25 protein-coding genes and 1 tRNA gene are annotated in these 24,599 nt (G+C 57.9%); 22 read left to right on the top strand and 4 right to left on the bottom strand.

Going from position 1 to position 24,599, the window contains the following annotated elements; translation table 11 throughout:
* Window positions 1–5 precede the first annotated feature (5 nt).
* The gene (locus B0E33_RS04160) at window positions 6–1,571 is read right to left on the bottom strand and encodes an arylsulfatase (protein WP_077290501.1); all 1,566 of its coding nucleotides are present in this window, start codon (window positions 1,569–1,571) and stop codon (window positions 6–8) included.
* 240 nt (window positions 1,572–1,811) lie between these two features.
* Between B0E33_RS04160 and B0E33_RS04155 the strand changes: the two genes are divergently transcribed.
* From B0E33_RS04155 to B0E33_RS04105, 11 genes are all read left to right on the top strand, one after another.
* Window positions 1,812–3,848 (top strand): sensor histidine kinase, encoded by a 2,037-nt coding sequence (locus B0E33_RS04155; RefSeq protein WP_077290500.1) that lies wholly within the window; start codon window positions 1,812–1,814, stop codon window positions 3,846–3,848.
* A gap of 3 nt (window positions 3,849–3,851) precedes the next feature.
* Entirely contained in the window at window positions 3,852–4,472 is a 621-nt protein-coding gene (locus B0E33_RS04150; RefSeq protein ID WP_077290499.1) for a response regulator transcription factor, read from the top strand.
* Window positions 4,473–4,640: 168 nt separating this feature from the next.
* A complete protein-coding gene (locus B0E33_RS04145) occupies window positions 4,641–5,012 on the top strand; it encodes a response regulator (protein WP_077290498.1) in 372 nt (123 codons plus the stop codon).
* A gap of 66 nt (window positions 5,013–5,078) precedes the next feature.
* Window positions 5,079–6,071, top strand: a complete 993-nt coding sequence (locus B0E33_RS04140; RefSeq protein WP_077290497.1) for an AAA family ATPase — start codon at window positions 5,079–5,081, stop codon at window positions 6,069–6,071.
* A gap of 9 nt (window positions 6,072–6,080) precedes the next feature.
* Complete coding sequence (locus tag B0E33_RS04135) at window positions 6,081–7,067, top strand: DUF58 domain-containing protein (protein ID WP_077290496.1); 987 nt, start codon at window positions 6,081–6,083, stop codon at window positions 7,065–7,067.
* Window positions 7,064–7,540 carry a DUF4381 domain-containing protein gene (locus B0E33_RS04130; RefSeq protein WP_077290495.1) on the top strand — a complete coding sequence of 159 codons (477 nt, stop codon included), beginning with the start codon at window positions 7,064–7,066 and terminating at the stop codon, window positions 7,538–7,540. Before B0E33_RS04135 ends, B0E33_RS04130 begins: the two co-directional genes overlap by 4 nt.
* Window positions 7,537–8,523 (top strand): VWA domain-containing protein, encoded by a 987-nt coding sequence (locus B0E33_RS04125; protein WP_077293139.1) that lies wholly within the window; start codon window positions 7,537–7,539, stop codon window positions 8,521–8,523. The genes B0E33_RS04130 and B0E33_RS04125 overlap by 4 nt, the downstream gene beginning before the upstream one ends.
* The gene (locus tag B0E33_RS04120; protein ID WP_077290494.1) at window positions 8,520–10,037 is read left to right on the top strand and encodes a VWA domain-containing protein; all 1,518 of its coding nucleotides are present in this window, start codon (window positions 8,520–8,522) and stop codon (window positions 10,035–10,037) included. Before B0E33_RS04125 ends, B0E33_RS04120 begins: the two co-directional genes overlap by 4 nt.
* A gap of 86 nt (window positions 10,038–10,123) precedes the next feature.
* On the top strand, window positions 10,124–11,293 hold the full coding sequence (locus tag B0E33_RS04115) for a BatD family protein (protein WP_167579487.1): 1,170 nt from the start codon (window positions 10,124–10,126) through the stop codon (window positions 11,291–11,293).
* Window positions 11,294–11,498: 205 nt separating this feature from the next.
* Window positions 11,499–12,941, top strand: coding sequence for a DUF11 domain-containing protein (locus tag B0E33_RS04110; RefSeq protein ID WP_077290492.1), 1,443 nt, complete (start codon window positions 11,499–11,501; stop codon window positions 12,939–12,941).
* Between the two features lie 486 nt (window positions 12,942–13,427).
* Window positions 13,428–14,867 (top strand): IS1182 family transposase, encoded by a 1,440-nt coding sequence (locus tag B0E33_RS04105; protein ID WP_077290491.1) that lies wholly within the window; start codon window positions 13,428–13,430, stop codon window positions 14,865–14,867.
* A gap of 496 nt (window positions 14,868–15,363) precedes the next feature.
* On the opposite strand, the gene B0E33_RS04100 is transcribed toward B0E33_RS04105, so the two are convergent.
* Both B0E33_RS04100 and B0E33_RS04090 read right to left on the bottom strand, forming a co-directional pair.
* Window positions 15,364–15,780 carry a GFA family protein gene (locus tag B0E33_RS04100; RefSeq protein ID WP_077290490.1) on the bottom strand — a complete coding sequence of 139 codons (417 nt, stop codon included), beginning with the start codon at window positions 15,778–15,780 and terminating at the stop codon, window positions 15,364–15,366.
* 692 nt (window positions 15,781–16,472) lie between these two features.
* Window positions 16,473–16,547: transfer RNA gene (locus B0E33_RS04090), tRNA-Thr, on the bottom strand.
* Window positions 16,548–17,152: 605 nt separating this feature from the next.
* Here B0E33_RS04090 and B0E33_RS04085 point away from each other — a divergent pair.
* Both B0E33_RS04085 and murA read left to right on the top strand, forming a co-directional pair.
* Entirely contained in the window at window positions 17,153–17,335 is a 183-nt protein-coding gene (locus B0E33_RS04085; RefSeq protein WP_022999895.1) for a hypothetical protein, read from the top strand.
* A 175-nt stretch (window positions 17,336–17,510) separates the two neighbouring features.
* A complete protein-coding gene (gene murA / locus B0E33_RS04080) occupies window positions 17,511–18,800 on the top strand; it encodes a UDP-N-acetylglucosamine 1-carboxyvinyltransferase (protein WP_062489663.1) in 1,290 nt (429 codons plus the stop codon).
* A gap of 78 nt (window positions 18,801–18,878) precedes the next feature.
* Here the strand turns inward: murA and B0E33_RS04075 are convergent, their stop codons facing one another.
* Window positions 18,879–19,367: a DUF3124 domain-containing protein gene (locus B0E33_RS04075; RefSeq protein WP_077290488.1), complete on the bottom strand. Its 489-nt coding sequence runs from the start codon at window positions 19,365–19,367 to the stop codon at window positions 18,879–18,881.
* A gap of 155 nt (window positions 19,368–19,522) precedes the next feature.
* Here B0E33_RS04075 and B0E33_RS04070 point away from each other — a divergent pair, with 155 nt between their 5' ends.
* The 9 genes from B0E33_RS04070 to yacG all read left to right on the top strand — a co-directional run bounded on the left by B0E33_RS04070 (window position 19,523) and on the right by yacG (window position 24,591).
* Entirely contained in the window at window positions 19,523–19,735 is a 213-nt protein-coding gene (locus B0E33_RS04070) for a hypothetical protein (protein WP_022999898.1), read from the top strand.
* Between the two features lie 148 nt (window positions 19,736–19,883).
* The gene (locus tag B0E33_RS04065; protein WP_077290487.1) at window positions 19,884–20,321 is read left to right on the top strand and encodes a DUF2948 family protein; all 438 of its coding nucleotides are present in this window, start codon (window positions 19,884–19,886) and stop codon (window positions 20,319–20,321) included.
* A 42-nt stretch (window positions 20,322–20,363) separates the two neighbouring features.
* Complete coding sequence (gene hisD, locus B0E33_RS04060) at window positions 20,364–21,671, top strand: histidinol dehydrogenase (RefSeq protein WP_077293138.1); 1,308 nt, start codon at window positions 20,364–20,366, stop codon at window positions 21,669–21,671.
* A 30-nt stretch (window positions 21,672–21,701) separates the two neighbouring features.
* Window positions 21,702–22,205, top strand: a complete 504-nt coding sequence (locus B0E33_RS04055; RefSeq protein ID WP_022999901.1) for a UPF0262 family protein — start codon at window positions 21,702–21,704, stop codon at window positions 22,203–22,205.
* A gap of 5 nt (window positions 22,206–22,210) precedes the next feature.
* Window positions 22,211–22,663 (top strand): arsenate-mycothiol transferase ArsC, encoded by a 453-nt coding sequence (locus tag B0E33_RS04050; RefSeq protein WP_022999902.1) that lies wholly within the window; start codon window positions 22,211–22,213, stop codon window positions 22,661–22,663.
* Between the two features lie 15 nt (window positions 22,664–22,678).
* Window positions 22,679–23,293 carry a GNAT family N-acetyltransferase gene (locus B0E33_RS04045; RefSeq protein ID WP_062489658.1) on the top strand — a complete coding sequence of 205 codons (615 nt, stop codon included), beginning with the start codon at window positions 22,679–22,681 and terminating at the stop codon, window positions 23,291–23,293.
* 117 nt (window positions 23,294–23,410) lie between these two features.
* The gene (gene infA, locus B0E33_RS04040; RefSeq protein ID WP_006939340.1) at window positions 23,411–23,629 is read left to right on the top strand and encodes a translation initiation factor IF-1; all 219 of its coding nucleotides are present in this window, start codon (window positions 23,411–23,413) and stop codon (window positions 23,627–23,629) included.
* Between the two features lie 43 nt (window positions 23,630–23,672).
* Window positions 23,673–24,299: a Maf-like protein gene (locus B0E33_RS04035; protein ID WP_006939342.1), complete on the top strand. Its 627-nt coding sequence runs from the start codon at window positions 23,673–23,675 to the stop codon at window positions 24,297–24,299.
* A gap of 88 nt (window positions 24,300–24,387) precedes the next feature.
* Complete coding sequence (yacG, locus tag B0E33_RS04030; protein WP_062491813.1) at window positions 24,388–24,591, top strand: DNA gyrase inhibitor YacG; 204 nt, start codon at window positions 24,388–24,390, stop codon at window positions 24,589–24,591.
* Window positions 24,592–24,599: the final 8 nt, after the last annotated feature.

Here is a 24,599-nt window from a genome sequence, read left to right as displayed (position 1 = left end):
GGCGTCTACTGCGCCATGCCGTTCAGCGTTTTTTCGAGCTGTTCCTGAATCTGGTCGACCGAGAAGCTCGCGGCACGCTGGGAAGGCGGGTATTCCTCGAACGTTCCAAAGAACTTCGCGACTTCAACCTGTGCCGGCGTCAACAGGAACACATGGTCCATCAGCCAGTCGTAATAGGTGTTTGAGGTGCGGTCGGCCCGCTCGTAAGGGTCGGAGCGCAGGTCAAACAGCTTGGGTACACGCAACGGCGTGAAAGGCTCTGCCCAGATATTCAAGGTGCCTTTTGCCCGTTGCTCTTGGAACACAACTTTCCAGTTTTCATACCGCAACGCGACCACCGCTCCATCGTCATTGAAGTAAAAGAACTCCTTGCGGGCCGTCTCGTCGGTTTCCCCCGTCAGATAGGGGAGCTGGTTGTATCCATCGAGATGGACCTTGTAGTCCTTGCCATTGATGGACGCACCGGCAAGCAAACGGTCCTTGATGTCCGTATCACCGGCAGCTGCAAGCAAAGTTGGGAACCAGTCAAGACCGGAAAACATACCGTTCTTGACAGTGCCGGGCTCAATGCGACCAGGCCAGCGGATCATTGCCGGGACGCGGAAAGCACCTTCCCAGTTGGTGTTCTTCTCGGATCGGAACGGCGTGGTCCCGGCATCCGGCCAGGAGTTCTGGTGAGGTCCGTTGTCCGTCGAATAGATGACGATGGTGTTGTCCGCCACCCCTGTCTCGTCGAGAGCATCGAGGATCTGGCCCACGATGGCATCATGTTCGATCATGCCGTCGGCATATTCGGTCAAGGCTGTGAGACCGGGTTCGCTTCGGTTTTCAGCCTTCACATGGGTGCGGAAGTGCATTCGGGTGGTGTTCATCCAGATGAAGAACGGTTTGTCCTGTTCCACCTGGCGCTTCATGAAGTCGATGGCGGCGGCAGAGGTTTCCTCGTCCACCGTTTCCATCCGCTTCTTGGTCAGCGGACCGGTGTCTTCGACGTTGCCATCGGCAGATGACCGGATCACACCGCGTGGGCCGTACTGCTCGCGGAACGCAGGATCCGTAGGATAGTTGAAGTTTTCTGGCTCTTCTTCCGCATTGAGGTGATAGAGATTGCCAAAGAACTCATCGAAGCCATGCGCTGTCGGCAGAAACTCATCCTTGTCTCCAAGGTGGTTCTTGCCAAATTGACCGGTGGCATACCCAAGATCTTTCAGCGCAGAGGCGATGGTGACATCGTCATCTTGCAAGCCAACATCGGCGCCAGGCAGACCAACTTTTGATAGCCCGGTTCTAAGTGTCGATTGGCCGGTGATGAACGTCGACCTCCCTGCCGTGCAGCTCTGCTCGGCATAGTAATCGGTAAACTTGGCACCATCGGTGGCAATCCGGTCAATGTTCGGCGTGTCGTAGCCCATAAGACCGAAGCTGTAAGTGGAGAGGTTGGTCTGGCCGATGTCATCGCCCCAAATCACCAGGATATTCGGCTTTTCCGGTTCCTGCGCGTAGACACCGCTGGCCGTCGCCAACGCCGTGCCGCAGATGAGCGCGAGCTGCGCCAAATTCCTTTTTCGCATTTCCTGTCCTCCTTCAGACAAGTGCTTGAGACGTCACTGTTGCTATATCTCGGGCAACTAACTCCGCCGATTTGATCGATGGGGCCTTAACAAGGGCTGGGTTTCCCGCATCTTGCCGTTGTCACGATGGTAAGGCTTTCCCAGTGGCAACAAAAAACGGACGCAATTGTTTCACGTAAAGTCCTTGAATTACAGGTTTTTATGACGCAACGTGATGCTCTTCATGGTTGATTGAATTGCATGGTCGAGCTGAAATCACTTTTCTCCCTGTTAAAAGTCCGGGTTATGAGACGGTCACAGGTGCGTCTTCAGCGACATCGTTCGGAGTGCGGGCAGTGTCCGCCTTTTTCCCAACCTGTTTCCATCCGGAGTATCTGCAATCTTGCGACGTCAGTTAAGTTGGACTTAGGGGCAACAAGGCCTTGTTTGCAGATAATGCTGTTTCTGTTTGCGATTTCGCCGGGTGTCTTACTGGATGCGAAGTTGGTGTTTGCAGCACCTGCAGACGATCCGGATGTCCCCCGTATCCTGATACTCTATGAAAACGAAAGTACCTTGTTCGCGATCCGGGAGATCGCGCGGGGGCTGCAAGAGGAGTTCGACCAGAAAAATCCGACTGCAGTCGAGCTTTATAGCGAATACCTGGACACGGTGAGGTTTCAGGACACGGCTCACGAAGACAGGATAACTACATTTCTGGCGGCGAAATACGAAGGCTTTCAGTTTGATGCGATCGTGGCCATCGGGCCGAATGCGCTGCTATTCGCCCAGGACAGGTTGAGTTGGGTGCCGGATCAGGTTCCCATCATTGCCGGTGCGGTTTCACAGTCGACCTTCGACGGTATCCGGGACAGGTCCAGGATTTTCGGGCTCTTGAGCAGCTTTGATGTTCAGAAAACCGCTGATCTGGCAGCGCGGTTGCACCCATCCGCCAAACGCCTGGTGGTTCTTACGGGTTCTTCGGACTTCGATCATCGCTGGCGCGAAACGGCCGAGACAAAGCTGGGAACCAGCTACGCCGGATTGGCTGTGAGCCAGCTGTCGGACCTTTCCCTTGAAGGATTTCAAACCGCCGTTTCTGAACTCCCGGATGAAAGTATTTTGCTTGTTCTGACAGTCTTCGCGGATGCGGACGGTCGACGATTTGTTCCACGCGATGCAGCCGCTGAAATCCTCCCGCATGCTTCTGTTCCTGCCTATGGCGTCTACAGTTCGTTCATCGGAACGGGCATTGTTGGTGGCCAGGTGGAAACCTTTGTCAGCATTGGCAGGGAGGTTGGCCTGCTGGCCAAAGAACTGCTCCAGGGGAATCGTCCCTCCGAAAACCTGAAGCAGTCGGCGGTTCACCCCGTGCTTGACTGGCGACAGGTCAGGCACTGGAACATTAATCCGGCTCTGCTCCCGGATGACGCCATCCTTGAAAACTATGATCCCTCGGTCTGGGAAAAATACCGCTGGCAGATCGCGGTTGGCCTAACGATCATCCTGCTGCAGTCGGGTACCATTCTTGCCCTGGTCCTTCTTGAGAGATGGCGCAGACGCATGTCGAAGGAACTTGCACTAGGGCGTCTTCAACTCGCGCATATTTCCAGAGTCTCGCAGCTCGGCCAGCTGTCCGGATCGATCGCACATGAACTCAATCAGCCATTAACCTCGATCCTTACCAACGCGGAGGCGGGATTGCGCTTGCTTGATCGCGGGACTGCAAAGCCGGAAGACATCAGGGGTATCCTTGAGGACGTCGTCAGCGCGGACAGACATGCGGCGGAAACCCTCACCGGTCTTCGCCAACTCTTCATGAACAAGGATATTACCTGTTCGCCCGTCAACCTGAATGAGGCTGTAACGGAAACACTTAAACTTGCAAAGAGCGAGCTTGCTGCTCGGCAAACGGGCACTAGTTTTTCAAGCACGGCGAACACGATAACCGTTCGCGCCAACTTTTCGCAGCTGCAGCAGATTACCCTGAACCTGGTGTTGAACGCTTCAGAAGCCATGGCCCACCTGCCACCCTCCCGGCGTCGGATCGACATCAGCACCGGTTTTGATGCCGGCGGACAGGCGTATTTGTCTGTTTCTGACTGCGGTGCAGGCATGACGAGGGAAATGCAGGAGGCCGCGTTCAAGCCTTTCGTCAGTCAGCGGGGCGATGGCATGGGCCTTGGTTTGCCAATATGCCGGTCGATCGCTCAGGCGCACGGCGGCACGCTGGAAATTGACGAGACGAGACAAGCCGGGGTCAGGATCGTCCTTACCCTCCCTGCAATGGAAAGGTGAAATATGGGTCAGGAATTTGCACCGGAAACGATCTACGTCGTCGACGATGATACCCTCATCCAGAAGGCACTCGCCCGATTGCTGGAGGCGGAAGAATACCGGGTCGAATGCCATTGCGATGCCGAGAGTTTTTTAAAGTTCCACAAGTCAGGCGCACCTGGATGCGTGATCCTCGATGTCGAGATGCCCGGCATGAACGGTTACGACGTTCATAAGCTGCTCCTTGAAGGGAATACCAAGCGGCAGGTGATCTTTTTGACCGGACACGGAACGATCCCGTTGAGCGTCAGCGCGATCAAGTCCGGGGCGGTTGATTTCCTGACCAAACCCGTCGCTGCCGATCAACTGCTGGAAGCGGTCAAGGTTGCCCTCGAGCGGGACCGAATGTCGAGAAGAGATACTGAATTCAGGTCTTCCTTTCAGACGCGCCTGGAAAGGCTGACGACCAGAGAGTGTCAGGTCCTGCTGCACGTGATGGAAGGAAAGATGAACAAGCAGATTGCCGCGGATCTCGGAGTGACTCTCAAGACGATCAAGGTTCACCGTGGCAGGGCCATGAGCAAGATGCAGGCAAACAGCGTCGCTGATCTGGTGCGGGACTGGACCTTGTTCAGTGCAAGTTAATGTTGCCAAGCTTGCTGTAAACGAACGCAGACCAATCGGCATTTTGCTGCCTGGGTGGTAGCCGGTTGTCAAACCTCGTTTTGCTGGACGACTGTCGTTCAATAGCAGAAGCAGAGATAGGACCCTGGTCCAATACACCTCGACTACAATCTAATATAGAAAACTGCGATGGAAGAAACGTCTCCCATTGTGGCAATTATTGAAGACGACGATGCCGTTCGCCGCGCTCTCACACGGCTTATAGCGTCGTTCGGCTACCGAACACTTGAATTTGAATCCGGCGAGAAATTTCTGGCGGAACGAACTGCCGTTTCCAGCGACTGTGTGATAGCCGACTTCCACATGAGCGGCATGACCGGGCTGGATGTGCTCTTGAAAACGAAGTCGGAGGCTGAAAGTCCTCCTGTCGTCATCATGACGGGATTCGATGAACCTGGAAAACGTTCCCGGTGCATGGGGGCAGGCGCTGCGGCATACCTCGTGAAGCCGTTCGAACGGGATGTCATCGCAAAAACCCTTCGCGACATTCTTGATCATTGAAACTTGTCAGGTGAGTGTTTTGCTCCCGGTAGAAACAGACAATCAGCCAGTAGGGGGTGGAGAGAGATGAGTGCCAGGGACCAGATTGTCGAACTGCGCGAGCGTATGGGGCAATCCATTATCGGCCAGCGTGATGTGATCGACCGCCTCCTCATCGGTTTACTGGCAAACGGAAATCTTCTCGTCGAAGGCTTGCCCGGCCTTGCCAAGACCCGGGCGATCAAGGCGCTTGCGAAGAACCTGGAAGCGGATTTCAGCCGCATCCAGTTTACGCCGGACCTCCTGCCTGCCGATGTCACGGGAACTGAGGTGCTCTATCAAACGAACGGAAAGTCGGAATTCAGATTCGATAAAGGGCCAATATTCGCGAACATAGTCCTTGCCGACGAGATCAACCGCGCCCCCGCCAAGGTTCAGGCCGCGCTGCTGGAAGCGATGGAGGAACGGCAGGTGACCGTGGCGGGAACGACGCATCGGATGGATCCACTCTTCATGGTCATGGCGACGCAGAACCCAATCGAACAGGAAGGAACCTATCCCTTGCCTGAAGCGCAAATGGACCGGTTTCTGATGCATGTTCTGATCACCTATCCGCCTGTCGAGGACGAGGTGGAAGTGATTGCACTTGTGCGAAAGGAAGAAATCGCCGCTCTGAATGAGGATGGTCCGGGTACGGAATCGGTCGAGAAGATGCAGGCAATACCCCAAGAAGCCGTATTCGAGGCGCGTCGGGAAATTGGGGGTATTCACGTGTCGGATGCAATGCAGCGCTACATGGCTGACTTGGTGAACGCCACCCGTTTTCCCGAAAACTACGGGCAGGAACTGAAACGTTGGATCGAGGTCGGCGCATCTCCGCGCGCATCCATTGCGCTGGACAAATGCGGCCGTTCCCATGCCTGGCTGAACGGACGGGACTATGTCGACCCGGAAGACATACGAGCCATCATCGCCGGTGTTCTGCGCCATCGCCTGGGACTGACCTTCGAGGCGCAGGGGGAAGGGATTTCCCCGGATGCGGTGATAAAGGAGCTGACCTGCCAGGTGGCGCTTCCTTAGGAGATTGACATGCGCGACAGGGCAGCACGGATGCGGGCAGGATTGAAGGAGCACGGCACACCTGGAAATGTTGCTGACCCGCGCATCAGCGTCGACCTTGCCCATTTAAGAGTGCTTCAGGCCAAGGCGCGCCGCATCACCTTCCTGCCGCGCCAGCCTGCCCGGAGTATACTGAACGGCAGGCATGCGTCACGCCTGCGCGGCAGGGGGCTCAATTTCGAGGAACTGCGCCAATATCTGCCGTCGGACGACGTCAGGGCTATCGACTGGAAAGTCACGGCCCGCACCGGCACGCCGCATGTCAGGATCTTCACGGAAGAACGGGACCGGCCAACGCTGATCGTCGTGGACCAGCGCATGTCGATGTTCTTCGGATCAGAACTCAACATGAAGTCAGTTACCGCCGCACAATGTGCTGCCTTGTCGGCTTTTCGCATCCATGATCAGGGCGACAGGGTTGGGGGTATTGTCTTCGGCGACCAGGCGATTGCGGAAATTCGCCCCGGTCGAAGCCGGCGCTCCCTTGACGCGTTTTTGACGGCGCTGGCCGACGCCAACAGCCTATTGTCTGCCGAAGCGCCCGTAAGCACGCCGATGCCGCTCAATCAGGTTCTGAAATCTGTCGCCCGCATCGCCAAACGGGATCACCTGGTACTGGTCTTCTCCGATTTCGATGAAACAGATGCACTGACGCACAAACTCGTTGCTGGCATATCGAGGCACAACGACCTGGTGCTTGGACTGGTGTCCGATCCCTACACGGACACGCTCCCCAAAGGCCGGCGCATCGTCGTTTCAGACGGTACGCTGCAGGCGGAAATCGACACGGGAGACACGAAAGTCCACCGTCGGCTGACAGAAATGGCGAAGGGTCGCCTGGCCGAGGTCCTCGACTGGCAGCGGCTCTACGGTATTCCTGTCCTGCCCCTGACGACCGCACGGGACAGTGTGGAGCAGATGGCACACTATATGGGCCTGGCCGGGAGGCGGCTGTGAGCGAGAGCGGGTCCCAACAGACAAGCCTTCTCGACCTGCTGGACAAGCTGGTTGAGCCTGGAGATCCGCCGCCCGTTTCCATGATGCCGCAGACCTGGGGATGGGGAGCCCTGGTAATTGCCGTCATCATTCTTGCCCTGCTTGCGGGCTTTCGTCTTTACCGCAGCTGGCGCGCCAACGCCTACCGCAGGTCCGCGCTCGGAGCACTGGCACAGGCGCAGGGGGTACCGGCGGAGATCGCGGCAATTGTGCGCAGAACCGCGCTGGCCGCGTTCCCCAGGAAGGACGTAGCCGGATTGACGGGCGCGGACTGGCTGCATTTCCTGCGATCCACCTGCAAGGGAAGCCCGTTTGATGGCGCAGCCGGGGAGGCACTTACGGCGGCCCCCTATCGGGACGTGCCGCCGTCGGCGGAACTGGAGACTGCCGCGGCCAGATGGATCAGATCGCACCGACGGGAAGGCAGCCGATGATCACGCTTGCATTTCCCTGGGCACTCCTCGCACTTCCGTTGCCCTTGCTTGTCTTCTGGCTGTTGCCGCCGCACCGGGAACGCGTGCCGGCGCTGCGGTTTCCCTTTTTCAGACGGATCGCCGAAACCGCCAGCGCAAAAACCGGGCCGGGAGCGGTAATCCTGAGGCGAACAGCGATCCAGATGGTATGTGCGGGCATCGTGTGGATCCTCCTCGTCATCGCGATTGCCCGGCCGGAACGGATCGGGGAAGCGGTCGAGGTGGAGCAATCCGCCCGTGACGTCGTCCTTGCCATCGACATTTCCGGATCTATGGACGCGAAGGATTTCAACACGCCGGAAGGGCAGAGCAAGCAGCGCCTCGACGCTGTGCGAGGTGTTGTCGGGGAATTCGTGGCCGAGCGTGAGGGCGACCGGATGGCACTGATTGTCTTCGGCTCCAGGGCCTATGTCCAGGCACCGCTGACGGAGGATTTGACCACAATCACCACGTTGTTGGACCAGACCGAGGTCGGCATGGCGGGGCCGCATACGGCGCTCGGTGATGCCATCGGTCTTTCAATTCGCACCTTCGAAGCAAGCGATATCGACCAGCGTCTTCTGATCCTGCTGTCGGACGGCACCGATACGGCTAGCCGCATGAGCCCGGTGAATGCGGCGGAAATCGCGGCCGGCAAGGAGATCGAGATCTTCACGATCGGGGTTGGTGACCCGGATGCGGCCGGCGAGGACCGTGTCGATCTGGAAACACTCAAGACGGTTGCCGCCAGGACGGGAGGTTCCTTCTTCTTTGCGGAAGACGAAAGGGGCCTTCGCGAGGTGTATGGCCGGATCGATGAACTGGCGCCGCGGTTGACGAACACGCTGTCCTACCGCCCGAAGACAAGCATTGCCTATCTGCCGCTCCTCATTGCTGCGCTGACGGGATTGATCGCACTTCTTGTCTTGAGCAAGGGGTTACGGTCCGGGAGGGCGACGACATGACAGACATTGGATTTTTCCTGTCCGAATTTCACTTCATCCGGCCTGTCTGGTTGCTGCTTTTGCCGGTGATCGCTGCGATCTGGGTTTTGATCCGCTACCGTGCCAGGAAGGCCGGTGTGCCCGATGCAGGGCTCGCCCCCCATCTGCGAGACGCCCTGACCCTCCGGACGAATGACCGAAAGCGCTTGCTGCCGGTCGACTGGGTCGCTGCAATCATATCGCTTGCCCTGATCGGCGCCGCCGGGCCTGCCTGGACGCGAATTCCAGATCCGTTTGTTGCCCAGACCGCACCAATGGTCGTGATCCTGAAAGTAACCCCCTCCATGACCGCAAACGATGTCGTCCCAACGCGGCTGGAGCGGGCAAAGCAGAAGACCGAGGATCTCCTCAAGCTGCGTGCGGGCGCAAGAACGGCCCTGGTCGCTTATGCCGGAACGGCGCATCTTGTCGTCCCGATGACCAACGACCCGACTGTGATCAAGCCCTATCTGGAAGGACTGGACCCTGAGATAATGCCGAAAAAGGGCGCGGATGCCGTTACTGCATTCGAGACTGCGACCGCCGTCCTGAAAAACGAAGAAACAAGCGGAGCCGTGCTGTTCGTTCTGGACGAGATCGGATCGCAAGACGTGGACACCCTCAATGCGGCAGACGATCCGGATGTTGCAATCGGAGCGCTGGAAATGTTGTCGGAGGGCGTGACGGGTAGCGAGCTTGCCAATCTTGATTTCGTCCGTGTTCGTGTGTCGCCGGACGATGCAGACTTGCGAACCCTCGACAGAGCCCTCAATGCTGACTATCGGCGCGCGCTCAACCAAAGCGGAACGCAACCATGGGACGACAGGGGATGGATTCTCGCATGGCCCGCAGCTTTACTGGCACTGTTATGGTTCCGGCGCGGATGGACCATGCGCTGGCTGATCATTATAGTAACGGTCTCTGCTTTTGGGGCTCCTGAAAGCGCTAAAGCCGATGTCGCAGACTGGTTTTTCACAGCTGATCAGCGAGGCAGGCTCGCCTACCAGAACAAGGACTACAAAGCCGCCGCCGATCTCTTCTCCGATCCCATGTGGAAGGCAAGAGCGCTCTATCGCGACGGTCAATATGAAGCCGCGGCGGAGGCCTATGAAAGGATTGAGACGCCGGAGGCCGCTTTTGCCAGGGGCCTCGCCCATATCCGCAACAGGGCTTACCGGGACGGCGTCAGGGCATTCGAGGAAACGCTGGAACTTGATCCGGACTACCCTGGAGCGGCCGAAAACCTCAAAACGGCTAAGGAAATCGTCGACTATGTCGAAACCACCCGCGAGCAATCGGACACGGGCGAGGACCGAGGTATCGGTGCTGATGAAGTCGTTTTTGACAACGAAGAGAACCAGGGAGCTGAAACCGCTATCGGTGAGGAAGGCGATTCATCCGGGCTCTTGACCGCTCAGCAATGGATGAACCTGGTCGATACAAGGACCAGCGATTTCCTCCGTCAGAGATTTGCGATAGAGGCGGCTGAACAATGAGAGCGCCTTTCCTTCTTCTCCTGATTCTGACTTGCTTACTGTCAAATCAGGCAAGCGCTCAGGGCAGAACTGAGCCCATCGTAGAGGTGGAGTTCAAGGAAGAAGAGACAATTCCTGGCCAGTACCTGACTTTGCGGGTGACGGTTCTAGTGCCGACCTGGATGCCGGAGCCCGTCGCTTTTCCACCACTCGATGTGCCCAATCTTCGCATCCGCCAGCCGGAGCGGTCCACCTCGCCAACGAGCAGGACGATCGACGGTGAGAGCTGGTCAGGTGTTTCTCGACGATATCTTGTTTCGCCAATGGTCCCGGGAGAATTCTCGATTCCAGTTCAGAAACTGCAAGTGACCTATGCTGATCCGCAGACATCCGAACCGGTCAAGGTGGAGTTGGCCGTTGATCCGGTCACACTGCGGGGAATAGTCCCAAAAGGTGCGGAAAGTCTGGACCCGTTCATTGCCGCCAACGGTCTGAGCCTGTCGCACAAGATTTCGGAGAACCTACTTGAGCTCAAGCCGGGTGACAGCATCACCCGGACAATAACCGCCAAGATCACCGGCGCTTCACCGATCATTCTGCCGCATTTGACTGAGGTTCCGGCGATTGGAGGATTTGCCGCCTACCGGGACGACCCAGTTGTAGAGGAGCATGACGAAAGAGGCGTCGTATCGGGGACAAGATCCGAAAAGTTGACACTCATGGTCCAAGGCAATGGTTCCGGTATTCTCCCGGCTCTGCATATCGACTGGTACGATATCGACGGCAAGAAAGTGCAGACCGCTACGCTGGACCCGGTTGAAATATCAGCGACCGGTGCATCGGTCTCAGCTTCGAACCGCTTGGCGGATTGGGTTTTGAAAAACGTGATAGGTTTGTGCACGTTAATGCTATTGCTCGGCCTGACGGGTTTCCTTGCCTGGCCCTATCTTCGAAGACATTTACGTGACCGGCAGGCTCGGAAGTTGGCAGGCAAAAATTATGCTTTAAAGCTCTTGCTCGAGGCCATCAGGCAAAAGGATCTTTCAACGACGATCCACACTCTCGACGACTGGGCGGGGCGTTCTCCAGTTACGCCGGCAGTAGACCTGGAACGGATTGAGCGCGCGCTGCTACCGATAACCTCTGCCCGATACGGCCTAGGTGGCCCCCAGGAACGCAGTGAAGACTGGCAGGCCGTAAGCCGTATTGTGAGGAAAATGCAGAGTGGGCATCTGCGTGAGGCTTCGGCAATGACGCTGCCTGCGTTGAACCCCTAGTGTCCGGACATATCAAGCACTCTTCCAACGATCGCCGCTTAGAAAAATTGCGGTTCGGATATCTCGACATTGCACTGTATCGATATCAGGTCTTTCCAGACGGTCGCGCTTTAAACGGCGAAAGAGAATGCTCCACAGTTGAGCCTGTCAGGAATTCTCGATCAGTCTCGGATCGCTGACAGCTGGCCAGTCGGTCAGCATCGAGATGACGGCGCAGCTGCACGAACCTCTGTCACCGGTGACCGATAGCGGTCCGGACCGCCTGTTCTTGGTCAACCGGGCAACTGCTACGCTGGACGAGCCCGATCCGACTCCGGACAACAACACCGACACAGCAACAATCATTCCTTTCGTCGACGGGCGTTCACCGGCACCTGACCTGGTCGTGACCAAGACCAACGACATTGTCGTCATCGGTGGCAGCGAAACCGTCAGCTTTACGATCACAGCTGAGAATGTCGGCACACGGGTGGCCGCCGAAGTCCAGGTCATCGACAGGATCGACACTAACGTTTTCGAATTTGTTTCAGCAAGCGATGGTGGCAGCTATGACGCGGCGTCCGGTACCGTCGCCTGGCGCTTCAACACGCTGTCCCCGGACGATGGCCTGCAGACCTTCACCATGGTTCTGAAGGTCAAGGCGGGGCTTGCCTCGAGCAACACAACGACAACAAACGTCGTCGAAATCGAGGACAATGGGCTAGGCGGCACTGATCCGACACCTGACAACAACCGCGATACTCACACGGACCGCCTGATCTATCCGGATCTCCTGGTGACCAAAACCAACAATGTCGAGGAGGTCAGCCCCGGGGACATAGTGGATTATCAAATCACCGTCTCGAATGTTGGCGCCTTCAAGGCAGACGGGGTCAATGTGGTGGATCTTGCCGATCCTCGCATCTATCGTTTTGTCAGTGCGAGCGGTGGCGGCGTCTACGATGCGGCAACCGGACGGATCAACTGGACCCTCGGCACCGTGGAGGCCGGATCGGCTCCACAGGTTCTGACGTTGCGACTTGAAGTGTTGTTTCCGTCCTCGGCAGACATCGAAAACGCGGTCAACGTAGTGACTGTGACGAGTGACGGTACTCGCGGGCTCGATTCCAATCCGCTCAACAACTTCGCTTTTGACATCGATATCCTGAACGCTGCGCCCGATCCCTTGGAAATTGACAGGGTTCTCGCTGATCCGGAAGAAGAGGATGAGGAGGAAAAGGAAGATCTTCTCTACATCTCACCCATCTTGACCGGGACGGCAGCGCCTGGTGCGACAGTTTCCGTGATCCTTTGCGGACCTGGCGGCGGCCCGATCCAACTTGCCGCCGTTCACACGGCGATGGATGGCAGCTGGCTGATGACACTTGCGAACGTAGCCGGTCGGGGACCCGTATCAGCCATCGTCGTCACTTCACCGCCGATGTTGACCGGTCTAGGCACACTTGACGCGACCAACGTGTTCTTGAATCCGGGAGGTGATACCCCCATCGCCTTCGAACGTCACTACGACATTTTCAATGCGGAAGACGCAAGCAGCGCGACAGTCCTCGCCTCCCAGACTGACGCCAGCGAGGATCCATACAGCGTTTCGTCGAGGCGTTACGTGAATTTCAACGATGTTGCAGGAACGGGGCTTACGGGCGGGTAGTTTCTGAGAGACGCTGTTCGATCAAGTGACCGGTTGCAAGGAGGGTGATAGGCAGTGTCGCCGCGACTTACTCGGGACGAGACAAATGTGAAACCATATCCGCTTGTCGGAAATAGGTTGCGCCAGCCCAATCGCATCTTGCACACGACGTCGTCTTAAAAATGCAGCTACTGGTGTACGGCCATAAAACCTTTCGCAGAATGGCTGCTTAAGCACGCTTTGAAAAAATATGCAGACAATCCGTTGGCGGCTCCGTTTCAGACATTCGTTCCAACCACGGTAAACATTCACTTCCCGCCCTTAATAGACCTTCGCTACTCCCCTAACGAACGGCTACTTTGCAGATAGGGATGAGATCCTGCGAACGACCAATTTAGGACCGCAAAGCCTCCATTGATTGAGATCGCGACGTACCGCCGCTTTGGGCCGAGGCTGTGTGGAAACACGGGATTTGAGTATACTTGCCTTCAGTAATTGGAGGTGGGGATGTCGGGGTATATCGAGGGCGTGGATCGGAAGCAGGAAACGCTGTTTCCGGAGCGTTTGGAGGACTGGATCGGCGAGGATCACCCGGTTCGGGTGATTGATGTCTTCGTGGATGCTCTCGACTTGGCGGGTTCGGGGTTCAATCGCATTGCGCCGGCTCAGACTGGGCGGCCCGGGTATGACCCTGCTGTTCTGCTGAAGCTTTTCATCTATGGCTACATGAACAGGGTCACGTCCAGCAGACGGCTGGAGAAGGAAGCCGGCCGCAATGTCGAGGTGATGTGGCTGACAGGCAGGCTGGTGCCCGATCACAAGACGATTGCCGACTTTCGCAAGGACAACGGACCGGCCATCCGCAAGGCCTGCGCTCGGTTCGTCGAGCTGTGCCGTCAGATTGGCGTGTTGGCCTCAGGCACCGTGGCCATCGATGGCAGCAAGATGAAAGCGGTCAACAATCGGGATCGAAATTTCACGTCCGGGAAGGTCAAGCTTCGGATCAGTCATCTGGAACAGAGCGCGGCCCGATATCTTGAAGAAATGGATCGCACCGACCGGCAGGAGACGTCCGGAACAAAACTGCGCAAGGTCGAGCGCCTGAAGGAGAAGCTGTCGCGGCTCCGCCATGAAGTTCAGCGGCTGCAAGGGATCGCCAACCGCCTTGAGGACACTCCGGACGGCCAGATATCGTTGACCGATCCTGACGCGAGGTCGATGGCAACTTACGGCAAAGGCACGGGCCTCGTGGGTTACAACGTCCAGACAGCAGTCGATACGGCCACGCACTTGATCGTCGCCCACGATGTGACCAACGTCGTGCATGATCGGGCGCAGTTGGCTCCCATGGCGAAGATGGCCAAACAAGCCCTGCAGGCAGAAAAGCTGAACGCGATTGCCGACCGTGGATACTTCAACAGTGCCGAACTGCTTGCCTGCGACGAGGACGGAATTACTGCGACTGTCCCGCGGCCAGAGACGTCGGGCAATCGCAAGAAGGGTATGTTCGTGAAGGCTGACTTCTTTTACGACGCGGACAGCGACACCTATACCTGCCCATCCGGCAAGGTCCTGACCTACCGCTATACGCGAGAGGAAAACGGGCTCATGCACCGGCGCTACTGGCATAACGACTGCCAGTTCTGCCCGATGAAAGCACGCTGCACGACAGGAAAAGAGCGCCGGATCACCCGCTGGGAGCACGAACATCTGATCGAGACGATGTACCAGCGCATGGAGGAAACTCCGGATCTGATGCGCACCCGGCGCTGCACGGTCGAGCATCCCTTTGGAACGATCAAGGCTGCGATGGGTGCCACCCATTTCCAGATGCGTAGGCTCAAGAACGTACGCACCGAAATGGCGCTCCACGTCCTCGCCTACAACATCAAACGAGTGATGAACATGATCGGCGCCAGGCTACTGGTAAAGGAGATCTTGGCCTGACTGGGCTTATTCCAAGCGGAACGCTCGTCGGAAAGCGCCTCAGGACCGCAAAACGCCGCTCTGAACAGATTACTGTTGGCAAAAAAGCAATTCCGGCTGCTTCCGCTCAATACCCGGGCCCAGGTCTCGAACACGACCGGACACTTCAGTTTCCACACAGCCTCGGCCGATTGCGTCCGCGCGTATTGCTCGCGTGAATGGCCGCTTCGGTCAGTTCGGTCGCCCATGGTTGCCAGTCCGCTCCCGGCGCCTTATCGGTCATTTACTTCCGGAAATGGCGCTGCGATGAGGGCCACCGAAGCAGCCAACCGTTGCATCTGCGAAGAGGGCTGGCCACCAGATGACAGCAATGCGGACAAAGCGGACCTCGACTTCCTGTTAGTGGATGTCCGCTCCAAGACCTAGTCAGGCCAACTAGACCGCTTGTGACCTCTGGCAAAACTCAAGTGGTCGCGTACCCATCGCCTGACCTCACGAACCGCACTACCCTACAACTCTACAGGTGCTCAGTTTCCTGCGGTGGGCTGAACCAATTGTCGTGCAAACCATCCATCCAAGTAATCGGAGCAAAATTCAGTTCTTCAATACTTGCATCGTCGAGTGCCGCAATTGCCACAGTGACATAAACGCCTCCCAATTCAGGGATGTCACCCTCACTGAACAACCGCACGCCGCATATTGAACAAAAACAGTGATAATTGCTTCCCTGATCAGTGGCATCATACTTCCGGATGAGCTTATCGCCTTGTGTGATCCGAAAATGCTCCGGAGTAGTTGCCGCAGTCCAGTTTCGTGTTTTCCGGCAGAAGGTGCAGTTGCATCGGCTAGTCCCTTCGGAAAAATCAATGGTGGCCTCGAACGCTATATCGCCACAATGGCAACTTCCAGAATAAGTTTTGAGCAAATTCAACATCCTCTACCGCCAGTCTATGGACGAAACTTTAGTGTCGGCTGTGTTCCGAGCAAGCCAATGGCAAAATCTCTACTGACATTCCTAGTCAGCAGAAACAAGAAAGCCGTCATTCATGCACGCCGCAGCATCGGTCATTTCGGGCTCAAACCGGCCATGCCGCGGGGCGGTACAATCGACTTCACTGGCGTCGCTGACGGCCCCAACCCGGTCTCTTGTTGCGGTTCTATGAAATGTTGGCACATAGTTGTCCTATAATGCTGAATATCGTCCGCTTGGTCGTGACTATTCGTTTCCAATTGAACTGGCCGAGATGTCGACAAAGACACAAGTTTGATCTTCAGATATGAAGTGATAGTGGCGACCGTTGCTGGGATTTCAGCGTCAGGCTGAAAACAGGTTCCAGCTTTCGCGTCTATTCCCATGAAAGCCAACGCGTCTTCAGGTCTACGTGGTTCAAAGACAATCACCAGCGGAACACATCGATCCTTCCGCTCGTCGGCAATACAACGATACAATACAGAACCAGTAACAACCGACATGTCAGTGATGAGGAAACAAATGCAGTACATAGCTGTTCGTGTTTTGCACGAAAAGTGCTGCAAGATGGTCTCTGTTCCCTGTCTGTTTCCGCAGAAGTTTACAGGAGGGTGAATTTTTCTTTGATCTAAGTGACTGAATTTATTGGATTTAAATGGTGCTGCCGGAGAGATTTGAACTCTCGACCTCTCCCTTACCAAGGGAGTGCTCTACCCCTGAGCTACGGCAGCATCTGGCTTGTCTTTGGGACAGGCGCGGCGTCGAACTTTTTTGCTTGAAAAGCTTGAGTTGCAAGACGCAAGTGCTGGTGCCGATCAGCGGTGCCGACCGGAATGAGGGGGCTTTTGCCATAAGACCTTCGGGGACGCAAGCAGTGTTTTGGGATTTTTTTCCGCAGTCATTTGCTCCCTCCCGTCAAAGCCGGGACGATTGAAGGGTTGGCGCGGCAAAGCTGGTGCTTTTGGCCCTGTTTCGCCTGTGGATATTAAGCAATCTTGCCGGTCGAGGCGCAGAGCAGATTGGCCTTTTCGGGAGAGGGGAGACAGGCCCTCGCCGAAAGGCGGGTGGAAGCAGCATCCAGGGAATTCAGAAGTTTGGGAACAGGGAAGACTGAAGGCGGGGCTCTGCACCGCGTGCAGGCTTCTTGGCGCGATGCTGCTTATCTCTGGTGGGGGACGGCATGGCCGCGGACACGTTTTGGGCAGCGATGGGAAGACCGAATGCTGCTGAAGCTGGCAGGGTTAGCGGCAAACAATGCGGAAGACACAAGATGCCTAGGCAAGCTGCGGGCAGCTTGCTAGACAAATGAATCACAGGATCATCACACAGGCGCGCCATGGGCGAAAAAGACCAGCAGCACAAGTCCGCTGAAAGCGGCGGCGGAAAATCCGGCAAGCAGTCAGGCGAAAAGGCGTCGGACAAAGCCGGGGCGAAATCCCGCGAAGACCGGCTGGCCGAAGCCTTGAGAGCCAATCTGCGCCGCCGCAAGTCTGCTGCCAAGACGCGGGACGCCGACTGAGGGCCACCAGCCGGCTGTTCGGCAGGACTGTGTCGCCCCAAAATTGCCCGGTCGCAGCCGGTTGCGCGCCTTGCATGGGCCATAACTTGCGTGTAGACCGCACGTTTGATGTGAGTTTCTTGACGTATGCAAAGGGATGGCCGTGCGGTGAGCACGGTCCTGTTCGGGGAAAAACATGGACAGTATCAAGGTCGTTGGCGGTGCGGAACTGAATGGTGTCATTCCGATTTCCGGCGCGAAGAATGCGGCACTGCCGCTGATGATCGCATCGCTCCTGACGGATGAGACCCTGACGCTGTCGAATGTGCCGCGCCTTCGCGACGTTGCCCAGCTTATGCAGATCCTGTCCAATCACGGGGTTGATTACTCGGTGAACGGCAAGCGTAGCGGCCAGGATGACCTTGCCGGACAGACGCTGAACCTGACCGCCCGTGAAATCGTCGACACGACCGCGCCTTATGAGCTGGTTTCCAAGATGCGTGCCAGCTTCTGGGTTATCGGACCGCTGGTTGCCCGCAGCCATGAGGCGCGGGTCTCGCTGCCTGGCGGCTGTGCAATCGGCACGCGGCCGGTAGACTTCTTCATCGACGGTCTGGCAGCGCTCGGCGCCGAGATCGAGATCGACGGCGGCTATGTCATCGTCAAGGCCCCGGGCGGGCTGAAAGGTGCTCGCGTCGAGTTTCCGAAGGTTTCCGTCGGTGCAACCCACACAATCATGATGGCGGCGACGCTGGCCAGTGGCGAGACGGAAATCGTCAATGCTGCGCGTGAGCCGGAAGTCGTCGATCTTGCCAAGTGCCTGAAGGCCATGGGCGCGAAGATCGAGGGTGAAGGCACATCGACCATCCGCATCCAGGGTGTGCCGCGCCTTCATGGTGCGCATCACGCGGTTGTTCCGGACCGGATCGAAACGGGCACCTATGCCATGGCTGTTGCCATGACCGGTGGTGACGTTCTGTTGCAAGGCGCCCGTTCGGACCTTCTGGAAACGGCGCTCGAGACACTTCGCCAGACCGGTGCGGACATTACGCAGACCGCCGACGGCATCAAGGTTTACCGCAACGGCAACGGCATCCAGCCGGTGGATATCACCACCGAACCGTTCCCGGGCTTTCCGACCGACCTGCAGGCCCAGTTCATGGCTCTGATGACGAAGGCCGGCGGCACCAGCCGGATTACCGAAACCATTTTTGAAAACCGTTTCATGCACGTGCAGGAACTGGCCCGCCTCGGCGCCCAGATCCATGTGGACGGCCGCACGGCAATGATCGACGGCGTCTCGACCCTGCGCGGTGCTCCGGTCATGGCAACGGATCTGCGGGCGTCCGTCTCGCTGGTTATTGCCGGTTTGGCAGCAGAAGGCGAAACAACGGTCAGCCGTGTCTATCACCTCGACCGCGGGTTTGAGCGTCTGGAAGACAAGCTGACCCGCTGCGGCGCGAAGATCGAGCGCATCTCGGCCTGATCAAAGCATCGATTTACGGTGTGAAAACATGGGCGGCATGAACCGCGCGCAGCCCATGTAATGCATTTTTGGCGAAATCTACTGCGCCGTTTGCAGCTTGATCACCCGGCCTCGTGACGTGAAAGAGGGGCCGGGACCGCCGCTGCCACTGGTCATGATGGCTTCTGCGATGGGGCTGAGGGCGCCGCTATCCGACGACCACACGAGAAGGAAATTCGCCCCGACGCCGCCAGTGGTGTCGTTGATCGGGATCAGCACTGTTTTCGACTGCAGGGGCGCAAGGTCCACCGGCGCATCAAGCAGAGTGCGCAGCAAGGTGCCATCCTCGTTGTGATAATCGACCTGCTGCAACGTAATGGTGGCTTCAGGGTCGACATTGTGGATGGCAAGTGTTGCCGCCAGAAGGTCGGACCTGTTCGGATGGGAAAAGACCCGCGAATAGGCCGGGACATATATGGTCTCACCCAGAACCTTCTCGGTAAAATCCTGTGACTGGACATCCATCGGCGTCTGGAAAAGAAGCAGGCTGCCTGCCAGCAGGCCGAGGCAGGTGGATCGTTTCAGCATTACGTGCCCGTGCGTTCGTGTGATGGTAGGGTGTCGCCCTGATGTGCTGGCGTCACTTTCCAGAATGCGTGCCCTGATTGCAAGACGGAAGGCAGATGGCAGGTGATTACAAATCGACGCCGGGATAACCTGCGGGACGATGTTGGAGCGACTGCATGAATGCACAGACAATCCGGTTTTTGGTCCAGCTGGCCTTTGCCTTCGCGGCACTGTTCGCTGTTGTCCTTGTTCCGGCACCCTACGGGCCGTCTCTGGGCTTCTTCTTGCTTGTGTTCGGGCTCTGGCTGGGCCGTCGGATCTTCCGGCGGATTGCATCGCTGGACGAGGTCAAGGCGGATCTGCGCCAGCGGGTGGATGAGGGCCCTTGAGGGCTCCACGATGCCGTAAGGCATGTTTCAGGGCATTGGAGATTGCCAAAACCGTTATTCCCCATTAGGCAACAGCCTTGGGACCAGGCATAAAGTCGCTTATATGCGTCCTGCCAGACAACGCATGACCGGATCAGAACAAGAGCAAATGGACCAGCTGAAACTTGCCGCCCTTGACCAGGAAGACCTTCAGGTTCTTTCCGCCCATCTGCAGGACGCGGTGATCACCATCGCGGATATCCGCTATCTGCCGAAGGAGCAGAAGGCCGTGTTCGTGTTGAACCGGTTCGTGTGGGACAAGGAAGCCGACAAGCGATCGAAGGAACATGAGCGCCGCCGCACGGCTCTCGCCTTTGCGCAGGTCAGGGGCATGAAGGCGCAGAACATCAACCAGAAGGCCAAGGGTGCCGTCCTGGAATTGCTCGCCGTGACCTTCGAGCCGGGCGAAGAGCCGGCCGGCACGATCCAGCTCGCCTTTGCAGGTGGTGGCAGCCTTGCGCTCGAGGTGGACTGCATCGAGGCGCAACTGTCGGACCTGGGCGCCGCATGGTCCACGCCGAACCTGCCGCAACACGACCTCAGCTGACCGCCCGCACGGAATGACAGACGGTGCACGGCACCGCACATGATGGAGAATTGCGTGGTTCTACGCCTTAACATCAACGACGCCCGCTTCGAAGACCAGTTCAAGGCTCTCCTTTCCGGCAAACGGGAAGTGTCGGAGGATGTCGACCAGATCGTGCGGGACATACTCGAGCGTGTTCGCACGGAAGGCGACAAGGCAGTCCTCGACTATACGGCAAGGTTCGACCGGCTGCAGGCCGAGAGCATGGCCGAACTGACGGTGTCCGCCGCAGAAATTGATGCCGCGCTTGCAAAGGTGCCGCAGGAGACGCTGGACGCCCTGCAGCTTGCCCACGACCGCATTCACGCCCACCATGCCCGCCAGATGCCGAAGGACGACCGCTATACCGATCCCATCGGCGTGGAACTCGGTTCGCTCTGGACCGCAGTCGAGGCTGTCGGCATCTATGTGCCCGGTGGTACCGCGAGCTACCCGAGTTCGGTTCTGATGAATGCCGTGCCGGCCAAGGTCGCGGGCGTGGAACGCATCGTCATGGTGGTTCCGAGCCCGGACGGGGTATTGAACCCGCTGGTGCTGGCTGCCGCCAGAATTGCCGGTGTCACGGAAATCTACCGTATTGGCGGTGCACAGGCCGTTGCTGCTCTTGCCTATGGAACGCAGACCATTGCCCCGGTCGCCAAGATCGTCGGTCCGGGCAATGCCTTTGTGGCGGCTGCCAAGCGCCGTGTCTTCGGCACTGTCGGCATCGACATGATCGCGGGCCCGTCCGAAGTGCTGATCCTGGCCGACAGCGGCAACAATGCCGACTGGCTTGCTGCCGATCTGCTGGCACAGGCCGAACACGATACCGCTGCGCAGTCAATCCTGATCACCGACAGCGAAGACCTCGCGAATCAGGTGGAAGCTGCGGTCGAAGCGCAGTTGAAAACGTTGCCGCGCGAAGATGTTGCCCGTGCCAGCTGGCAGGATTACGGAGCAATCATCCTGGTGGACGATCTGGAGGCGGCAATGCCGCTAGCCAACCGAATTGCTCCCGAACACCTGGAACTTGCCGTTGCCGATCCGGAAGCGCTGCTGAAGAAGGTGCGCAACGCAGGCGCCGTGTTCCTGGGCCATTATACGCCTGAAGCCATTGGCGACTATGTCGGCGGCTCCAATCATGTGTTGCCGACCGCGCGGTCGGCTCGCTTTTCGTCGGGTCTGAGCGTGCTGGAATTCGTCAAACGCACCTCGATCCTGAAATGCAATGCGGATAATCTGCGTCAGCTCGGGCCGGCGGCAATCGCTCTTGGTGAATCAGAGGGGTTGTCGGCGCACGCGCGCTCTGTTTCCATCAGACTGAATTTGTAGCTCCCGATTTGAAGAAGAGGCTTCGACCAGATGAGCGAACCGCACCCGGATCCCGAACCGCAACAAACCGGCGGAAAGCTGGTTGATGTGGTTTTGGACGAAGCCTCTATCGCCCGGTCCACACCGGAAGTGGAGCATGACCGTGCTGTTGCGATCTACGACCTGATTGAGGAAAACGCGTTTCAGCCCGTCGGGCATCCGCCTGCGAGCTATGTTCTCAACCTGTCGGTAATCGAAAAGAAGCTGGTTTTCCGGATCAGGACCGATGACGACAAGGAAGTCGTCACTCATGTTTTGTCACTGTCTCCGCTGCGCAAGATCGTCAAGGACTACGACCTGATCTGCGAAAGCTATTACGAGGCTATCCGCCACGCGACACCGAGCCAGATCGAGGCGATCGACATGGGGCGGCGCGGGGTGCACAACGAAGGCTCTGCCATTTTGATGGAGCGGCTGGAAGGGAAGATAGAAGTCGACATGCAGACGGCACGACGGCTGTTTACCCTCGTTTACGCCTTGCACTGGAAGGGCTGACGGATATGGCCGGGCCGGGCATGCGTCCGACTGCGGTGCTTTTTGCCTGCGGAATGAATTCCGTACGCTCGCCCATGGCCGAGGCTCTGACGGCCAAACTCTTTCCCGGCCAGATTTATGTGCGTTCCGCCGGTGTCCGTTCCGGCAAGGTTGACCCGTTCGTGGACGCGGTCATGGCCGAAATAGGCGTCGACATGAGCCGGCACACGCCGAAGACATTCGAGGATCTGGACGAATCCGGGTTCGATCTTGTGGTCACTCTCGCTCCCGAGGCACACCACAAGGCGCTCGACATGACGAGAACGGAATCGGTCGAAGTCGAATACTGGCCGACACTCGATCCGACCCTTGCCACCGGCAGCCGGGAGCAGATCCTGGGCGAGTACCGGGCAGTGCGCGATCAGCTCATGATGCGCATCAAGAAGCGCCTGGACTGGGCGCCGCCGCCAAGCGGCTGAACCTGAAGGAACAAGATGAAATTCGAAATCACGTCGCAGGTCCTGACGGACCGGCTGGTACTGCGTCCCATGGAGCCAGGCGATGCGGTGGCACTCCATGCCTACCAGTCTCTGCCGGAGGTTGCTCGTTTCCAGTTCTGGGAACCACGGAGCCTGGAGGAAATCCGGTCGAAACTGACCAAATGGGCGGACATGAAGTGCCTGGATGGTGAAGGGACACTGGCGTTAGCGGTAGAGGAACGGAAGGACGGTGGTGTCATCGGTGACGTTTCGTTGAGGGTGACGAACGTGGAGGCGCGCCAGGGCACCATCGGGTTCACGTTGAATCCCCAATATCAGGGCAGGGGCTTTGCCACGGAGGCTGGCCGCGCGCTGCTGCGCATGGGGTTCGAGGATCTGGGACTGCACCGCATCTTCGCCAGCTGCGACGCCCGCAACAATGCGTCCTGGGGAGTGATGGAGCGCCTGGGTATGCGCAGGGAGGCCCATTTTCGCGAGCATGCCCTGTTCAAGGGTGGCTGGGATGAAGAGTTCTATTACGCAATTCTTGAAGATGAGTGGCGTGAACAGCAGGAAAATGCCGGGTTTTCCGGCGTAAATCCGGCAGGAAATGGCGATCGCAGGCAGTGATGCATAGGATCTGGCAGTTTCTTTGCATAGCGGTGGAAAGAAAGGTTCACTTTCTGCCGCTAATCCGTTAGTTTCCCCGGCACCCGCGGGCAGGGCCCGCTTTATTCAGGATATCAAATGGCCAAAGAAGAAGCTCTGGAGTTTCCGGGCGTCGTAACAGAACTGTTGCCGAACGCGACGTTCCGCGTAAAACTGGAAAATGATCACGAAATTATTGCCCACACGGCAGGGCGTATGCGCAAGAACCGTATCCGCGTACTGGCGGGCGACAAGGTTCTTGTAGAAATGACCCCGTATGATCTTACCAAGGGGCGGATCACCTACCGCTTCAAGTAAGCGGATCCTTCAAGGTGACCCCGGCTGCAAGGCTCGCTCTTAGATGACCAATGCCCCTCAGTTGATCCTGGCCTCCGCCTCGCCGCGCCGCCTCGCGCTGCTGCAGCAGATCGGACTGGAGCCGGATCACCTCCTGCCGGCCGATATCGACGAAACGCCGAAGAAGCATGAAACACCGCGCAGTCTTGCGCTGCGCCTTGCACGTGCAAAGGCTGAAGCCGTTCGTCAGATGGCCGATGCGTCCGAAGCGATGCAGGACAGTGTGGTGCTGGCTGCCGATACCGTGGTTGCGGTCGGCCGCCGGGCCTTGCCCAAGGCGGAGCTGACCGATCAGGCGCTCATGTGCCTGTCTCTCCTGTCGGGCCGTGGCCATCGGGTGTTCACCGGGGTGGCCGTTGCAGAGGCAAACGGCAAGGTCCGTTCCAAGCTTGTCGAAACCCGCGTGCGGTTCAAACGCCTGACTCGCAAGGACATGGACGACTATATTTCCTCCGGCGAGTGGCGTGGCAAGGCAGGCGGATATGCCATTCAGGGGCTCGCGGGAAGTTTTGTCGTAAAACTGGTCGGATCCTACCCGGCGGTGGTCGGACTGCCCCTGGTGGAAACCGCGAACCTGCTGAGTTCAGCCGGATACCCTGTGCATCAGGGCTGGGCGACAGCGGCAGCCTGAAGCTGTCGAGATCGTGTTCGGCAAGCCGATGATCCATCACCGGCTGCCTTTTCAGCAGTTGGCGCGAAGCAGAAATCCGGAGAGTGAAATGGCCGACAGCCAGAAACCCGAACGGCGCATGCGCCCCTGTCCAATCTGCTCGAAATTGTCGACGCCGGACGATTATCCGTTCTGCTCGGATCGCTGCGCCAAGATCGATCTGAACCGCTGGTTCTCCGAGGGGTACACCATACCCGTGGTGGAGACCGACGATATCGACGAGAGCAATTTCCCGGACGAAGACCGCTCCTGACAGGCCCT

Origin of the sequence: Roseibium algicola (assembly GCF_001999245.1) — a bacterium.
In the GTDB taxonomy this organism is placed as follows: Bacteria; Pseudomonadota; Alphaproteobacteria; order Rhizobiales; family Stappiaceae; genus Roseibium; species Roseibium algicola.
The sequence above is the reverse complement of the archived record's forward strand: the minus strand, read 5'-3'. Positions and strand labels throughout refer to the sequence as shown.

Excerpts from the sequence above, each read along its gene's own strand:
- B0E33_RS04160 (WP_077290501.1), bottom strand. The coding sequence starts at position 1,571 with ATGCGAAAAAGGAATTTGGCGCAGCTCGCGCTCATCTGCGGCACGGCG.
- B0E33_RS04155 (WP_077290500.1), top strand. The coding sequence starts at position 1,812 with ATGGTCGAGCTGAAATCACTTTTCTCCCTGTTAAAAGTCCGGGTTATG.
- B0E33_RS04150 (WP_077290499.1), top strand. The coding sequence starts at position 3,852 with ATGGGTCAGGAATTTGCACCGGAAACGATCTACGTCGTCGACGATGAT.
- B0E33_RS04145 (WP_077290498.1), top strand. The coding sequence starts at position 4,641 with ATGGAAGAAACGTCTCCCATTGTGGCAATTATTGAAGACGACGATGCC.
- B0E33_RS04140 (WP_077290497.1), top strand. The coding sequence starts at position 5,079 with ATGAGTGCCAGGGACCAGATTGTCGAACTGCGCGAGCGTATGGGGCAA.
- B0E33_RS04135 (WP_077290496.1), top strand. The coding sequence starts at position 6,081 with ATGCGCGACAGGGCAGCACGGATGCGGGCAGGATTGAAGGAGCACGGC.
- B0E33_RS04125 (WP_077293139.1), top strand. The coding sequence starts at position 7,537 with ATGATCACGCTTGCATTTCCCTGGGCACTCCTCGCACTTCCGTTGCCC.
- B0E33_RS04120 (WP_077290494.1), top strand. The coding sequence starts at position 8,520 with ATGACAGACATTGGATTTTTCCTGTCCGAATTTCACTTCATCCGGCCT.
- B0E33_RS04110 (WP_077290492.1), top strand. The coding sequence starts at position 11,499 with ATGACGGCGCAGCTGCACGAACCTCTGTCACCGGTGACCGATAGCGGT.
- B0E33_RS04105 (WP_077290491.1), top strand. The coding sequence starts at position 13,428 with ATGTCGGGGTATATCGAGGGCGTGGATCGGAAGCAGGAAACGCTGTTT.
- B0E33_RS04100 (WP_077290490.1), bottom strand. The coding sequence starts at position 15,780 with ATGTTGAATTTGCTCAAAACTTATTCTGGAAGTTGCCATTGTGGCGAT.
- B0E33_RS04085 (WP_022999895.1), top strand. The coding sequence starts at position 17,153 with ATGGGCGAAAAAGACCAGCAGCACAAGTCCGCTGAAAGCGGCGGCGGA.
- murA (WP_062489663.1), top strand. The coding sequence starts at position 17,511 with ATGGACAGTATCAAGGTCGTTGGCGGTGCGGAACTGAATGGTGTCATT.
- B0E33_RS04075 (WP_077290488.1), bottom strand. The coding sequence starts at position 19,367 with ATGCTGAAACGATCCACCTGCCTCGGCCTGCTGGCAGGCAGCCTGCTT.
- B0E33_RS04070 (WP_022999898.1), top strand. The coding sequence starts at position 19,523 with ATGAATGCACAGACAATCCGGTTTTTGGTCCAGCTGGCCTTTGCCTTC.
- B0E33_RS04065 (WP_077290487.1), top strand. The coding sequence starts at position 19,884 with ATGGACCAGCTGAAACTTGCCGCCCTTGACCAGGAAGACCTTCAGGTT.
- hisD (WP_077293138.1), top strand. The coding sequence starts at position 20,364 with ATGGAGAATTGCGTGGTTCTACGCCTTAACATCAACGACGCCCGCTTC.
- B0E33_RS04055 (WP_022999901.1), top strand. The coding sequence starts at position 21,702 with ATGAGCGAACCGCACCCGGATCCCGAACCGCAACAAACCGGCGGAAAG.
- B0E33_RS04050 (WP_022999902.1), top strand. The coding sequence starts at position 22,211 with ATGGCCGGGCCGGGCATGCGTCCGACTGCGGTGCTTTTTGCCTGCGGA.
- B0E33_RS04045 (WP_062489658.1), top strand. The coding sequence starts at position 22,679 with ATGAAATTCGAAATCACGTCGCAGGTCCTGACGGACCGGCTGGTACTG.
- infA (WP_006939340.1), top strand. The coding sequence starts at position 23,411 with ATGGCCAAAGAAGAAGCTCTGGAGTTTCCGGGCGTCGTAACAGAACTG.
- B0E33_RS04035 (WP_006939342.1), top strand. The coding sequence starts at position 23,673 with ATGACCAATGCCCCTCAGTTGATCCTGGCCTCCGCCTCGCCGCGCCGC.
- yacG (WP_062491813.1), top strand. The coding sequence starts at position 24,388 with ATGGCCGACAGCCAGAAACCCGAACGGCGCATGCGCCCCTGTCCAATC.